14 protein-coding genes are annotated in these 15,288 nt (G+C 36.7%); 8 read left to right on the top strand and 6 right to left on the bottom strand.

Features of this window, described 5'->3' with window-relative positions; translation table 11 throughout:
- Positions 1–143 precede the first annotated feature (143 nt).
- From F580_RS0109055 to F580_RS0109030, 5 genes are all read left to right on the top strand, one after another.
- On the top strand, positions 144–1,967 hold the full coding sequence (locus tag F580_RS0109055) for an ABCB family ABC transporter ATP-binding protein/permease (protein WP_019027399.1): 1,824 nt from the start codon (positions 144–146) through the stop codon (positions 1,965–1,967).
- Between the two features lie 41 nt (positions 1,968–2,008).
- Complete coding sequence (locus F580_RS0109050) at positions 2,009–2,626, top strand: DUF1415 domain-containing protein (RefSeq protein ID WP_019027398.1); 618 nt, start codon at positions 2,009–2,011, stop codon at positions 2,624–2,626.
- A gap of 374 nt (positions 2,627–3,000) precedes the next feature.
- Entirely contained in the window at positions 3,001–3,687 is a 687-nt protein-coding gene (locus tag F580_RS0109040) for a LysE family translocator (protein ID WP_026301355.1), read from the top strand.
- Positions 3,688–3,816: 129 nt separating this feature from the next.
- Positions 3,817–4,659 carry a YciC family protein gene (locus tag F580_RS0109035; protein WP_157443058.1) on the top strand — a complete coding sequence of 281 codons (843 nt, stop codon included), beginning with the start codon at positions 3,817–3,819 and terminating at the stop codon, positions 4,657–4,659.
- Positions 4,660–4,684: 25 nt separating this feature from the next.
- The gene (locus tag F580_RS0109030) at positions 4,685–5,584 is read left to right on the top strand and encodes a glucosaminidase domain-containing protein (RefSeq protein WP_019027394.1); all 900 of its coding nucleotides are present in this window, start codon (positions 4,685–4,687) and stop codon (positions 5,582–5,584) included.
- 176 nt (positions 5,585–5,760) lie between these two features.
- Here the strand turns inward: F580_RS0109030 and ttcA are convergent, their stop codons facing one another.
- Positions 5,761–6,717 carry a tRNA 2-thiocytidine(32) synthetase TtcA gene (ttcA, locus tag F580_RS0109025; RefSeq protein ID WP_019027393.1) on the bottom strand — a complete coding sequence of 319 codons (957 nt, stop codon included), beginning with the start codon at positions 6,715–6,717 and terminating at the stop codon, positions 5,761–5,763.
- Between the two features lie 349 nt (positions 6,718–7,066).
- Between ttcA and F580_RS0109020 the strand changes: the two genes are divergently transcribed.
- The 3 genes from F580_RS0109020 to F580_RS0109005 all read left to right on the top strand — a co-directional run bounded on the left by F580_RS0109020 (position 7,067) and on the right by F580_RS0109005 (position 9,260).
- A complete protein-coding gene (locus F580_RS0109020; RefSeq protein WP_019027392.1) occupies positions 7,067–7,447 on the top strand; it encodes a GntR family transcriptional regulator in 381 nt (126 codons plus the stop codon).
- Positions 7,448–7,457: 10 nt separating this feature from the next.
- Entirely contained in the window at positions 7,458–8,315 is an 858-nt protein-coding gene (locus F580_RS0109015) for a hypothetical protein (RefSeq protein ID WP_019027391.1), read from the top strand.
- 555 nt (positions 8,316–8,870) lie between these two features.
- Positions 8,871–9,260: an RNA-binding S4 domain-containing protein gene (locus F580_RS0109005; RefSeq protein ID WP_019027389.1), complete on the top strand. Its 390-nt coding sequence runs from the start codon at positions 8,871–8,873 to the stop codon at positions 9,258–9,260.
- Positions 9,261–9,542: 282 nt separating this feature from the next.
- On the opposite strand, the gene F580_RS0109000 is transcribed toward F580_RS0109005, so the two are convergent.
- The 5 genes from F580_RS0109000 to F580_RS0108975 form a co-directional block, all read right to left on the bottom strand.
- Positions 9,543–10,646 (bottom strand): DUF6136 family protein, encoded by a 1,104-nt coding sequence (locus tag F580_RS0109000; protein ID WP_281167216.1) that lies wholly within the window; start codon positions 10,644–10,646, stop codon positions 9,543–9,545.
- Positions 10,643–11,257, bottom strand: coding sequence for an ATP-binding cassette domain-containing protein (locus tag F580_RS24240; protein WP_019027387.1), 615 nt, complete (start codon positions 11,255–11,257; stop codon positions 10,643–10,645). The genes F580_RS0109000 and F580_RS24240 overlap by 4 nt, the downstream gene beginning before the upstream one ends.
- Positions 11,258–11,669: 412 nt before the next feature.
- Entirely contained in the window at positions 11,670–12,752 is a 1,083-nt protein-coding gene (locus tag F580_RS0108985) for a serine hydrolase domain-containing protein (protein WP_019027385.1), read from the bottom strand.
- Between the two features lie 315 nt (positions 12,753–13,067).
- On the bottom strand, positions 13,068–13,562 hold the full coding sequence (locus tag F580_RS0108980) for a nuclear transport factor 2 family protein (protein ID WP_019027384.1): 495 nt from the start codon (positions 13,560–13,562) through the stop codon (positions 13,068–13,070).
- Between the two features lie 735 nt (positions 13,563–14,297).
- Complete coding sequence (locus F580_RS0108975; RefSeq protein ID WP_019027383.1) at positions 14,298–15,050, bottom strand: transporter substrate-binding domain-containing protein; 753 nt, start codon at positions 15,048–15,050, stop codon at positions 14,298–14,300.
- Positions 15,051–15,288 lie beyond the last annotated feature (238 nt).

Raw genomic sequence — 15,288 nt, 5'->3', positions numbered from 1 at the left:
ATAGGTAAGGTATTCTTAATAGTTTGAATTCTAAGGAAGAAAGACCTTGGAATGCAATATATATTACGCAATTGTTAGATTATATTGCCTTAGTATTTTATCATAGTCTTTTCTTTTATAAGCTTTCTTTCATAAGGTAGTCTATGCGCCCCTCTAGTTATCCCGACCAAGAAGTTAACTCTATCAACTGGCAAGCTTTTAAACTTATTCTGCCCTATTTATTTGAGTATAAAAAACGTATCGCGCTCGCTATGTTGTGTTTAATACTCACTAAAATTGCCAGTGTCTATTTACCCTTTATCCTCAAAGACATCGTTGATACTTTAGATAGTAATAGCACAGATAAACAAAGTACGGCGCTAATCATTGTTCCATTGGGCTTGGTCGCTGCTTATGGCTTAGCACGCTTCTCTATCGTGGTTTTTGCTGAAATTAGAGATACCCTTTTTGGCCGTGTTACTGAGCGAGCTATTCGCCGCATAGGTCTGAAAGTTTTTCGTCACCTACATTCATTGGATTTAGATTTTCATCTCAATAGGCAAACGGGTGGTTTATCTCGTGATATTGACCGAGGTACATCAGGCATTAATTTTTTAATGCGCTTTATGGTCTTTAATATTGTGCCGACCTTACTTGAAATAGTAATGGTAGTGACCATTTTATTTGTAAATTACGGTATCTGGTTTGCAGTAATAACACTGACATCAATTGTGACTTATATTGCCTATTCTATCTTTGCTACTGAGTTACGTACCCGTCATGTCCGCGCAGCTAATCAAGCAGATTCATCGAGTAATACCCGCGCTATTGATAGCTTATTAAACTATGAAACAGTGAAGTACTTCACCAATGAAGAATTTGAGGCACAGGCTTATGACAAGCAGCTCAGTATTTGGGAACAAGCGAAAATTAAAAACCGCTTATCATTATTTGCTTTAAACGGCGGGCAAGCACTTATTATTGCTATAGCGATGACCGCGATGCTCGCACTTGCAGCGACAGAAGTGGCCAAAGGTAATTTGACCTTGGGTGATTTTGTACTGATAAATGCTTTTATGATGCAATTGTTTATGCCACTTAATTTTTTAGGCTTTATTTATCGAGAGATTAAGGGCTCGTTAGCAAATATTGAGAATTTATTTGGCTTGTTAGCTAAGGCACCTAAGGTACAAGATGTACCCAATGCCGCTATATTAGACTTGGCTGAGCCGGGTGCTCATGCCAACAGCCACACAAAGAATCAAGCGAGTATTACTTTTAATAACATTACTTTTGCCTACAACAAGAAGCGGCCAATAATCAAAGGCATTTCTTTTCAGATCAAAGCGGGTGAGAAAGTTGCCGTAGTTGGCCAAAGCGGCTCAGGTAAATCAACTTTAGTTAAATTATTATTTCGTTTTTATGATGTCGACTCAGGTGATATCAAAATTAACGGACAAAATATTAGCCAAGTGAGTCAACTATCTCTACGTACTCATATTGGTATTGTGCCGCAAGATACCGTGCTTTTTAATGATACGTTATTTAATAATGTACAATATGGTTGTCCAATGGCTACTAAAGTGGAAGTATTAAAAGCGATTGAATTGGCCCATTTAGCGGAGTTTATTGCCAGTTTACCTGATGGTTTAGAGACGGTAGTTGGTGAGCGAGGCTTAAAATTATCGGGCGGGGAAAAGCAGCGAGTTGCCATTGCTCGTACTATTTTAAAAAACCCTCAAATATTGATTTTTGATGAGGCGACATCCTCTCTAGATAGCGAATCCGAACAAGCTATTTTAACTGCCATCAATGAAGTCGCTAAAAATAGGACCAGCTTGGTGATTGCCCACCGCCTATCTACCATTGTGGATAGCGATAATATTATTGTTATGAGTCATGGTGAAATAGTGGAGCAGGGTAACCATCAACAATTACTCGCACTGCAAGGCCAATACAGTAAAATGTGGCAGTTACAGCAGCACTAAAAACAGCACTAAAAATACAGCTAAAATCTAGAGTTCCCATTATGACTAAAGAAGTTAAACAAAGCGCAGCACAGCAAAAAACAGCGCCAAAAACACTAGCTGAGCAAGACTCAGCAGAAGTATGTGCCACAAAACAGTGGTTAGATGAAATAATTATAGGTTTAAATTTTTGTCCCTTTGCGAAAAAAGAGTTTGTTAATAATACCATTCGCTACCATCAGTCAGTACTTGAGCAAGTTAAGCCTGCGCTGAAAGAGTTACTAGAGCAATGTCATTACCTACAACAACATGATGAAATTGAAACGACCTTAATCATCTTTAGCGACGGCTTCCGCAGTTTTTCACGTTACCTGGATCTTGTCGATTATGCCAATGAACTACTGATTGACCAAGGTTTTGAAGGCGTATTTCAACTAGCGACTATGCACCCTGAATATTGTTTTGCCGATGATGATTTCGATGATGCGAGTAACTTTACTAACCGCTCTCCTTATCCGATGCTTCATATTATTAGAGAGGCGAGTATGGCCAGAGTACTTAAGGTATATAAGGAGCCTGAAAAAATCCCTGAAAATAATATTTCCGTGGCTGAGCAAAAGGGCAGTAATTATTTTAAAAGTGTCTTGACTCGTATTCATAATAATCATCCGCAAGGGTAATTATTCTCAGTATTTAATGACAGTACGAGCATATTGTGGATAAGGTACTACTGTATAAATAACTAATCAATACGCAAAATTACATTTTGTTAACGCTAATTATTGTGTAAAGTTCATACAATGCTTGTTCGTTATTATACAAGTATTAGGTGGGCACATGAGAACCAGTTATCATGGTAAAGAATACAACTTTAAGTGTTTTGAAGAGCTTTGGGCCTTTTATCGAACTATTTTAATACAAGAGTCTAAACGTTAAATAAACATGACTGTCGTTATTTTCTTACACCTAAGATTGAATATTTAGCATCGGTTAGGTCGCTTTATTTTATTTCTTAGGTAAAATAACGCACTTTTCATTAATGACCGTGCTTTTTATGCCTGCATTAGAACAATTTTTACTTATCGCTATGGTACACTTTTTTGCCGTAGCCAGTCCCGGCCCAGATTTCGCTCTTATTTTAAAGCAAAGCATTCGCTATAATCGACGTATTGCCATCTATACAAGCTTTGGTATTGCTACTGGCATCATTGTCCATGTTACCTACTCTTTAGTTGGTATAGGTGTTCTAATCGCGAGTGATGAGCGTTTATTTACCGCATTAAAATACATTGCAGCAAGTTACTTTTGTTATATTGCATGGCATTGCCTGAGAGCGAAAAAGCCAGAGCCTGCCGCGACTACACCAGTACAAATCAGTGCAAATGAAAATACAATAGCCAATGAAACTGTGGACAAACCTGATACCGCTCCGTCTTTACCCTCGGCTAAAAAAGCTTTTCTTAATGGTTTTCTAATTAATGCTTTAAATGTTAAAGCGACATTATTCTTTGTTAGCTTATTTTCGGTTGTTATTGCCCCAGAAACACTGTTAAGCATTAAGATTGCTTATGGCGCCTATCTTGTTGCCGCTACAGCCGCATGGTTTTGTTTTTTATCTTGTATGCTGACCCAAGAAAGAGTCCGCTTCGTTTTACAGCGCAAAGGCTATATTTTGGATCGGGTCATGGGAGTGATTTTGCTATTATTAGCCATTCAATTAGTACTGAGTGATCTTAACTAAAATCACTTTAAGTTACGGGACTTTAATTTCCCCCTCTAGTTGCCGTTAAATTGAGCGGTGAGCAATCTGTTTTAATTTCCAGTATAATATGTGGAAAATATAGTATTCATTTATGAAAAAGGGTTAACTTTGCCAGAAGAAAAAAGAACTGTCTCCATTGGTGGAAGTGTTGAACAAGCGGTAAAAGGCGAATATTCAATTGATGTTAAAGCTGTCTTATCCGAAGCGTGGCAACACACACTTAAGTCGAGAATGTCGATTAACTTAGCGATATTATTTGTCTTGTTTTTTGGCATGATAGTGTCATTTATTGCCAGTAGCTTTTTTGGTGGTATCGAAGAAGTTATCAACGATGCTCAAACAAATAGCTCACACGCACTGCAAATGATTAATGTTATTGTCACTATTGCGGTATGGCCATTTATTGCTGGCATTGAAATGATGGGTGTTTATCACGCGATTAACAAGCCGACGCAAAGTAAAATGATGTTTTCTTTTTTACATCGCGGTAGTTGGGTCGCCCTATGTGCGCTGTTAACTTCATTGCTGATTAATATTGGCTTTCAGTTATTGATTATTCCAGGCATGTTTTTAGCTGTTTTATTATCACTTACTATTCCTTTAGTGGTTGAGAAGAAGCTAACTCCTGTACAAGCGATTATCCTGTCTGTAAAAGCATTACGATTCAAAATCATGTCCTTGATGGCTATTTATGCAGTACTGTTGATAGCATTGATATCATTGTTGCTTCCTATTGCTTTATTAATGACATCTAGCCTAGCTCCAATTGCCATTATGGTGTTTTTGTTTGGTTTAACATATTTAGCGCCATGGTATTACAATGTAAAAGGTGTGTTGTATCGAGAAATATTTGGTATTTATACGGAAGAACAAAGCAATGATGTTGGCGTAAATAGCCCAACGAACAAAGATTCTGACCATAATGGTTCAGATGATACTTTTTCCGCTTAATTTTCATCATAAATAAGGAGTTTTTATGAAGATCATACTTTTAGTTCGCGTAGTGCTTTTCTTGGCGCTCGTTACTGGCATAGTAGCGCCGTTCACCTTTTTAGTGCCTAAATCTGGATTGGCAGTAAATTCGGGTGAGTCATTAGCTTCTAACTCGGCTGTTGGCGATCAGAAAACGGCTGAACCCGTTGAAAACATTGCACCAGTTCAAATTATTGAAGATCCGCTTCATCAAGTAGAACTACCTGATTTTGCTGCTATTTATGATATACCAACTAAAAAACGACAATTCTTTGCCTTCATTCGACCCGCTATTGAAGCTAAAAATGATGAGTTAGCACAAGATAGAACAAAACTTGAATATTGGCATGAGCAAATATCACTTGGCTTAGGGTTAACAGATGAAGAGCAAGCTTCATTACAAACCCTTATCAAGGCTTACCGTGTTAATAAGGAAGCTTCGACTTTACAGCAAATCAATGACTTGTTGTTACGTGTTGATATTATTCCTACTTCACTTGTCTTGGTACAAGCGGCCAATGAATCCGCGTGGGGAACTTCTCGTTTTGCGCGTATTGGTTTAAATTTCTTTGGCATTTGGTGTTATAGAACAGGATGCGGCATGGTACCAGGAGGTCGCAATACCGGCGCTAAACATGAGGTGGCGGCATTTCAAAGTGTTGATGCAGCGGTTTCAGGGTACTTTAATAATATAAACAAGCATAATGCTTATCATCTTTTTAGAACAATTCGTGCTGAATTACGGGCAAAAGATCAGCCGCTAGATGCTGAAATTTTGGCAGCGGGTTTACTTCCCTATTCGGAGCGAGGCGCTGCTTATGTGTTAGACATTACCGATATGTTACGTCAGAACCAACGGTATTTTGTTAAACCTAATGATCAACAAACCGCTTCAGCGGACTAACGTTACTTATTAAAGTGATTGTTTAACACGCTTTGCTAAACCAATGCGTAAAAAAAACGGCCAATGTTATCAACATTGGCCGTTTTTTTATTGCACTCTTTTACTTATACCAAGTTGATTAAGTTCTTTCCCACTAGCGTAGTTCTAAGTTGGTCAGTTATTTAATCCGTTTGGTATTACTTAACCTCAACGACGTTAAGTTGTTGCGCGTTGTTAAGGTAGTCTTTCTTTTCTTTTTCTGAGTCTTCACCGGTTGGCGCTACTATAGCGACTTCATCAAAAGCAGTATCACCACCATTGATAATACCGGAGTCACTATCGATGTTGGCAAAGTCAAACAAGTTACTGTCACATAGGTGAGAAGGCACTACGTTTTGCATTGCAGTAAACATAGATTCGATTCTGCCCGGGAACTGTTCATGCCAGTCATTTAACATACGCTTAATGTTTTGTCTTTGCATATTGGGCTGAGAGCCACATAAATTACACGGGATAATGGGGAATTGTTTTAATTCACTGTATTGAATAAGCTCACTTTCTTTACAAAAAGCCAAGGGGCGAATAACCACATGCTCACCATTGTCAGAGACAAGCTTGGCCGGCATTGCTTTCATTTTACCGCCATAAAACATATTCAACATCAATGTTTCAATCATGTCGTCTCGATGGTGACCTAGTGCTATTTTAGTTGCGCCAAGGGCTTTAGCTGTTTTATATAAAATAGCGCGACGTAATCGAGAGCATAAGCTACACGTCGTTTTACCCTCAGGTACCTTATCCATAACAATACTGTAGGTGTTTTCTTCAACAATATGATACTCAATACCAAGTTCATCTAAGTACTGCGGCAAAATATGTTCAGGAAATCCCGGTTGTTTTTGGTCTAGGTTAACGGCAATGATGTCAAAGTGAATGGGCGCTGACTTTTTTAATAACATCAAAATACTCAACATCGCATAACTGTCTTTGCCGCCAGATAAGCAGACCATCACCTTGTCGCCATCTTCAATCATATTGTATTGGGCAATAGCTTTACCGACATTATGCCTGAGTTTTTTCTCTAACTTTATGAATTGAGTTTTTTGGCTTGGCGTGAGTTTATGTGCGGGTAAGGTTAGGGATGCTACAGTCATGTGTCTTACTTTATTGATGAAAATTAACGGCGCGAATTATAGCAGTTTGAATAAGAATACCCAATGCATTAGTTATTTAAGCGTGTTCAGACCCAAAAAAAGCCGCTTTACTAAAAAAGTAAAACGGCTTTTTTATATGCCCATAATCTTCGCTCTTTATTGGCCTGCAAGCAAAAGTTGCATGTCACTCAATATACACATTACCGGATGTAAACTAGTTATCCCTAGAAACTATGGTGAATAAAAAATAACTTGTGATTTAAATGACCCTATTGTACCATCAGTGCAAGTGGTTCAACTGGGTCAACCCAAAAAATCACCACAACCTAACCTAAAGTAGGAGGCAGTAGTGGAAATTGTTATCGATATTGAGGGGGCGACCCCGCTATTTACGCAATTGATGGAACAAATTAAACAGGCTGTGCTCAGTGAGCAAATTGCACCGGGTGCACCTTTACCGTCTATTCGGCAGCTGGCTAATGATCTGGATTTGAACAACAAAACCGTGGCCAAGGCCTACCGGTTGCTCGAACGGGATTCGGTCATTCAAACCAAGGGATATAGGGGCACTTTTGTTCATCCGGACGCTAAGGCGAATTGTTCATTTGATTTGAACGAATGGGTATTGACCAAACTGAGCAAATTGATTACTGAATTTAAAACATCGGGTGTGACCGATTCAGAAATTCGAATTGGTTTTACTCGTGTGATGAATAACAAAAACCTTTAAGGAGATAGACATGCAGGACAACATTTTATTTTACCTGGTGTTTTTAAGCCAACTGATTTTGATTTCGTACTATTTGCCCAGCAAGGTTTTGGCTCGAATGCGTCATGTGATCAGCCGCTATCCGCCATCGGAGTATCCAAAATTGTATCCCCAAGACGTTGGCTGTTATAAAAAGAGCCATCGACGATTTCAACTGTTCAATCACTTTTGGTTGCTGATTGGTGTGCTCATTATTGCTGCTGATGCCTGGTGGAGTCATACTTATGGCGGTGGGGTGGGTAAGGCTTTTCCGGTGTTCTTTGGCATGTTTCAGTTTATGCCAATGTTGTGGCTGGAGTTATCTGAATTCGGGCAGTTTAAATTGATGCGCAAGAGCAATACTAACACTAAGCGTACCGCCGAATTGAGCCGCAGACGCTTGTTTGACCATGTATCGCCCGCCCTTGTTTTTTCGGTTGTTGGTTTGTTTTTTGCGACTATTGTATTAGATCTTTACTGGCATGATTTCACATGGGGTGGCGATACCTTGGTCAGGGCCGTTACGCTGAGCTTGGTCAACATGTTATACATGTTGATTGTCAGGTTTAACCTGCACGGCAAAAAACTCAACCCGCATCAGTCTTATGAAGACCGTTCACGACAAGTTGAGACAGTCAGTCGCACGCTAGCTTATCTGAGTATCGTCATAAGTCTGTTTTTTATCTATACGGCGGCAGGTGATGCGTATGATTTGAAAGCATATGAGCATGTGATTTTCAGTGCTTATTTTCAACTTATTGCATTGATATCGATTGGCAATATCATTTGGGGTCAACCCCTAGAAAGTCTGAATTTTGATGTTTACAAAGCCGATGCCTCGGCGAACTAATTATTAGTGAACAAGCATAGGAGAAACAAGATGGAAGCAATGGGAATATTTGGACTTTTTGCATTTGTTCTGGTCCTTAAATTAAAGAAAGATGTTGATGATTTGAAGAAACAACTGTTAGAGGCGGGGGTTGTGAAAGAATAAGCGAAGGCGGTTAATTTGGGGTGAAAAAATTAACAAGGACAGTCGCTCAACGTTTTAATTTATACCGACACATCAAGCCTGATGTGTCGGTTAGTCTAAAAAACACTAATCCTGGTATTTGTTAAGAACTTTAGTACAGGTGAATATTCATTAGGAAAGTTTGAGGGAATTTTGAGTGAGATAGATAGCAGGTGTTATTGTTTTCTTTTGGGTTGTTTTATAAGCGAGTGTCCTAGATGCTTTCGTTATCATGGGTGGCATAGTTAAAATCTTTAGGTATTCCTGCATCACGTATTTACCGTATATGCTAGCTCAGCATTATAAAGTATCCTTAATATTAGTTTTATTCAATAACCGTTATATATGTTAGAATTCAACAATATTATTATTTAGAATCATTAGGCGTATTTCATGTCTGAACACTCAATTATCGACATTTGTGTTGAACCGATAGAACTTTATAAATTACTTAAAATATCCAATATGGTTGGCGGTGGCGGCGAAGCTAAAATCATGATCAGTGAAGGTAAAGTTTTAGTGAATAATGAAGTTGCCGTTCAAAAGCGTAAAAAAATTCGTAACGGCGATATTATCGGCTATAACGGTGAAACTTTTAAGGTTGCTTATAATCCCAGCAAAAAATCAGCAGAGTTTATTAGTACAGTAGTTTCAGCGACTAAAAAATCAAAAAAGAAAAAAAGGGTTAAAAGTAAAGCACCAGTGATTTCATCAAAAGCGGTTACTGAACCATCGAACGAAAAACCGAACGAAAATTCGAAAAGTAAGCCAGCTTCACTTTAATTAATCGTTAAATTTTCCAATAATTTAACCAGGACAGTCACTCAAAGTTTTAATTTATACAAACACATCAAGCTTGATGTGTTTGTCATGTCTAAAAAACACTAATCCTGGTATTTGTTCAGACGTTTAGTACTGATTAATATTCATTAGAAAAGTTTGAGGCTATTCTGAGTGAATAGTTAGCATTGCTTTATAAGCGAGTGTCCTAGTTTTTTACTTGTTGTTTAAGATAAAATGTAGTCGTATTGTTATAGATATACTTGTCGTCTACCTCAGTTATTCTTAGAGTATATACATAAACAATGCGTAAAGTAGACTGGGAATAATGAAAAAGCTTCGATTAAATTTACTGACACATATCATCGTTATCAAAACTCCAAATGGCAATAAAGTTATTATTATCAAAGAGAAATTTAAGCAATAATACATGGCTACACTAGATAATAATGCTATAAACATTGCGGGTAGAATATCCAAGCAATACCGTGTTCTAAATTGGTTTAGTAAACCGCTTAAGTAATGGGGGTAATGTTGATAAAACTCTTCATTATCAAATTGATAAGAGCCTATAATTATGGCCAAAACCCAGCAACTTAATATTTGTACATAGCCATTAGCAACCTGCCCAATTTTATATTGTACATAGGCAACCAAGCCAATAAACAAACCACAACAAAAAATACGTATAAGTGCATTTGCAGGGTCTTTCTTTATTGCAATCCAGCGTATTTGAAAGTAGTACGTAACTCGCAAAACTTTATTAGAAATAAACAAGACTGGCTCATAGTAAGCTTCTACCACCAATAACAACAGCAATGAAGTATTAAAGCCAACCGCACTCAGTGAATTTCCTTTAAAACCTAATAAAAATACTAATGGAGCAAACAGGAGGCTTAACCAGGGCAATGATTGATTTTTTAGGCACAGCCAAGCAACTATCAACGTAGATAAAGCAAATATCGGAAAATGTATTTGGCTAATGAAAGTAGCCCAGTCAGGTATAAACGTTAATAAAAATAAAGGAGCTAATAACAATAAATTACCTGCAACGATTGTTAACAGTACTGTATTTATATGTTTTAGTTTTACAGGGATAGGTAAAGTCGCTAAATAATGTTGATAATTTAGACCTAAAATGGCATTTTTTTGTATACGAATTAAAAAATATAACAGGAATAAATAAACCGATTGGTAAATAATTCTTTGCTCTATAGGGGTGTTTATATCTGCAATAACACTTAATGAAATTAATGCGGTAAGTATTGATGCCGAAATAGCCAAGTATAGTATTGACAGTAAAAATGCAATCAATTGTCCAACCGCAGGCAACATTTGCCTTAACTCATGATAATAAATTTTTACTCTAAGTTGCAAATATCCCTTCATAAAATGAAAGTACTGCATTGATTCATTTCCGCCAGTACAATTTGTTGAAAATTCGGGTTTTCAGTGAAACATTTTTCATGGCTAGTAACCAATATTTGCCCTGGATAGTTTTGGATATAATCAAGCAACCATACGCGGCTATTATGATCTAACCCTGTGGTTGGTTCATCGAGCATCAAACATTTTGGTTGGTGGGCTAATGCCAATAGTAATGATATTTTCTTCAAACTACCTAACGATAGCGCAGATACTTGTGTTGTTAACTGAACAGTGAACTCTAGGTGTTCAATTAAAGTAGTAGGGTATGAGCATTTATGTTGCGAACAATGATATTCCAATAATTGCTGTGCGGTTAAAAAATCGGGTAACACTATTTTGTCAGACGAAATGCCCAAGTGTCGTTTAGTATTGGCTAAATGAACAAGTTGCCCATCAAAAGTTATCTCTCCGGCACTAACTGTTTCTAATCCAGCAGTTAACATTAAAAGGGTTGTTTTACCACAGCCATTAGGGCCAACAATACAATATTTTTGACCATCAAATTGGTAAGTTAGATCTTGAAGTACTGCATTTTTTTGATAGAATTTTGATACATTACTTAATATAAGCAAATGATTTCCTAACGATAAAATATAATAGAAGCACTATGCAAAATATAGCTAGGGTTTGCAACTTTTAAGTGTGAGATTAAAAGTTGCAAACAAATTGAATACAAAGGGATGTGATATCAAAGTCAGCTGCCATACTTCAAAGTGATCATAATTTTTGTTGGTTCGAATATAGCTTAGGTCTTCAATGTGGTAACAGTGAGCCTTAGGTTGTAATAAAATGACCAAGTAAAAACAGGTCACCACTCAGGGCTTTTTGGTGCGTAAGCGGAAGTTAAACCACCGTGATTCATAACGTCCGCTTGAAGCTCAAAGCCGCCTATTAAGGTTCGAATAAAAATACAGCGTCGCATTGGTTTTTGTATCGAACTTCAAAACCTTATATGTTTTTTATTACTCTAACTTATTAAAAAACCTACAAAAAAGGCTGCATAAGATTAGCCAAATGACCATGATCGCCTGTTAAGTCGCCACCGTTTCCAAGAATGATCAGTCTAAGGTTTTTATCTCTATTAATTAATAGCCAAGTTCTAAAACCATCATGACCACCAGTATGAGAAAACGCATCACTACCCTCAGGCGCAAGTATCCAACCATAGCCATAATCTGCTTCACCTAATAAAGAAGAGGTATGATGTTTTAACATCAATTCTAGCGTTTCAGGTTTAACTATTTGGTCATTAAGTAGCGAAGAGATAAAAAGATTTAAATCATTTATTGAACTCACAATACCATTAGCTCCGTTGGTAAAATTATTCTTACCATTGAACCTAGTGTATTGTGCAAAATTTAAAGCATCATTAGCTTTAGGGGAAGTTGTTTCATCAGTGACATAGCTATTTGTCATAATTAATGGCTTAAAGAAATACTCATCCATATAATCCTCATAATAAATGCCAGTAGCTCTGAAAATAATTTCCGCGAGTAAGTGATAACCCGAGTTACTGTACTCACCTGTTGAGCCTGGTTCAAAAGACAGTTCTGGGTGAGAAACATAGAAATTTAAAACGTCATCATTTGTCTGCCCATCAGCCCATATTGCAGCATCCGGATGAACTTCATATTGAGGAATACCCGATTGATGTGATAACAAGTGATGAATAGTAATATGCTGCCATGAAGAAGGAAGTTCAGGAAGGTAAATCAAAATAGAATCGTTAAGTTGAATTTGCTCTTGCTCATAAAGCTTCATAATAGCTAACGCGGTAAAGACTTTGCTTATAGAGGCGATTCGAAACCCTGTATCAGCATCTATGGAGGTATTCGTCAGCTTATTTGCTAATCCTTTAAACCCTCTATATTGAACCGTATCATTTTTATGAACGAAAATTGCAATGCCTGCACCTGAATCGGGGATAGTTGTTTCCAGATAATTGTCTAATGTCTCAGTAAGTGTGGATTTAATCTGTGGAATAGTTTGTTTATCCTCTGTTCCACTACTGCCGCAACCGCTAATAAATAACAAGCTCAGTACACAACCTATATTCAAAATATTCACCAACGAAATTCCTTTTATACGGTTAAAAACAATTGAGTATAATAAGACCTTAACAACTGATTAATCTTTCAATATATTTACACTATAAAGGTGTAAATATATTATGAATATGTCTGAGAAGCGTCCACAAGCCTAACAAAATAAAGGGTGTCATAATTTTAATTAGTAACATGGCAACATATAGAAAATATATGGAAAATCGTTTTTGGCTAATGTCTCCAATGTATACTTTGAATTACCACGCCAATGCTACTTATTAACTGGCGGCTGTGGTGTCATCAATGAACTTAAAATCGAGTGCGTTATTAAAATCAATTAAAACATCGTATTATTGTTTTTTGATTTCTCTGGGACAGCTTGTCCAAGGTTCCAATGTTCTGCAAATTTTCCGTCTTTCATTCGAAAAATGTTAATAACCGAACGACCAAGATCTTCTGGCGTTCGTTTGACATGTTGGTGAATCCAAACTAGATCACCTTCTGAGGCTGTTCGCTTAACAGAAGTTGTAATGTTCGGACTATTTTTAAACCTTTTTGCAAACAAGCTTAATACCGCATCTCGCCCATCCGCTACATGGGGTGAATGCTGAATATAGGTTTCAGAAAAGCATTCATTGCGCAAAATATCTATCCGGTGCGATGGTTCAAGATCTGGTCGGTTTTCTAGAATATCCATACAATACAGTGCTTTCTTCAAGTTTGATTGCTCAAGCGTATTTTGCGGGTGCTCACTCGCTTGGCACAACCCAGCAGCTAATATTGCCAAAAATCCAGCTAAACTGTATTTTAAAGTTTTGTATCGAACATTCATGTATTTTCACCTGTTTGAGAATATTGCTGTATGCAAGGAATAATCACTCAATAACAAAATATTTGAAACCGTAAAAGGTTAACTATTTTGTAAATAGTTGTGTTTTATCGATAAGTATCAGTAAACTGAAATGAATGATTCATTAGAAAAAATAGGCAAATATTTTGTGGCTAATGTCTCGAATGCGCACTTTGAAATCACGCCAATGCGACTTCATGACTGGCGGTTATAGTGGCGAAGCGGACTATTTATTGTGATAAATACGAGTATAAATTAGGTCGGCTTTGAATTTTAACCAGGACAGTCACTCAAAGTTTTAATTTAGACAAACACATTAAGCCTGATTTGTTTGTAATGTCTAAAAAACACTAATCCTAGTATTTGTTCAGACGTTTAGTACTGATTAATATTCATTAGAAAAGTTTGAGGCTATTCTGAGTGAATAGTTAGCATGTATTAATGTTTTCTTTAGCATTGCTTTATAAGCGAGTGCCCTAGATGTTTACCATTTTAGTACCGCTTGAATTTACACGCGGTTGCTAAAATACTTTCTTATCAAAGCTGGCGTAAAATGCAAGATATTTAAAGTGTACCTGACCCCATTTATATAAGATTACCTTTAGTTGAATTAGTTGAATTAGTTAATTGAAAGGTTACTCCCAACAACTATCAGAGGTGATTGTCCCATAATAGCTTTATCCTGAATGAATATTTATCCATGAAGAACAACATCGTCTAGTTTTTTAAATTCCACTTTTTTTTAAGCTTTTCAATCTGGCCATTATTAATAAGTAGCGTCATTCGTTGATCAAATTGCTCAGCTAATTTTCTTCCTTTATCAGTATTTGAAAAGCCCATGAATAACTTTTTAGAATAAAGGTGCTCAACACGATAAAGAGTCATATCAACCCGTAACTCTTGCTGGAGTAGAGTCATTTCTTCAAGATTAGTAATAAAATAAGAAGCGCGACCTCGCATTAGCATTAAAATACCTGTCTTACTGTCGGACACTTCTATATGGGTAAAACTAATTGGAATTTCAGGTATGAAATTGTAACCTTGTGGGTAAAGAATATCCTTTTGATATAAAGAAGAGATTCCTTTCCATTCTAAATCTCGGCTAAACATGATTACAACTTCACCAGAAGTCAACGAATGCTTTGGTGTGATATATTTTTCATTTGAGCTACTCATATATAAACTGAATGCTGCATCCGCCTCTTTTAGTTCAACCATTTTTTTAGCTCGAGAGAAATGAGCAATATCGAAAAGTATTTTATACCCTAAAGGTTTATAGATAAGTTTAACAAGATCGAAATAATATCCAGTACCATCAGAATTTGTCCAATTTTTCCAGGCGGGCGTAACAATATATAGCGTTTTATCGTCCGCTTTTAGTGGCGCAAGGAAAAGCAATAAACCAATAAGGATGAAAATATTAAAAGCATATTGATACTTTCTATTTAAGAGATAAGTTGTCTGAAACATAATTTACCTCTTTTAATTGAATACGCTTAATTTCCTCATCAATAAAAATATAGCATTTTATAACTAAATAACATATTCCCTATATGTTCAGTTTAGTTAATCGGGACAGTAATAGTTAGTCGGGACAGTCACTCATAGTTTTAATTTATACCGATACATCAAGGCCGATTTTTTTGTCATGTCTAAAAAACACTAATCCTCGTATTTGTTTAGACGTTTAGTACATATTAATATTCAT

The organism is Colwellia piezophila ATCC BAA-637 (assembly GCF_000378625.1).
Classification (GTDB): domain Bacteria; phylum Pseudomonadota; class Gammaproteobacteria; order Enterobacterales; family Alteromonadaceae; genus Colwellia; species Colwellia piezophila.
This window is presented reverse-complemented; position numbering and strand designations above follow the sequence as displayed.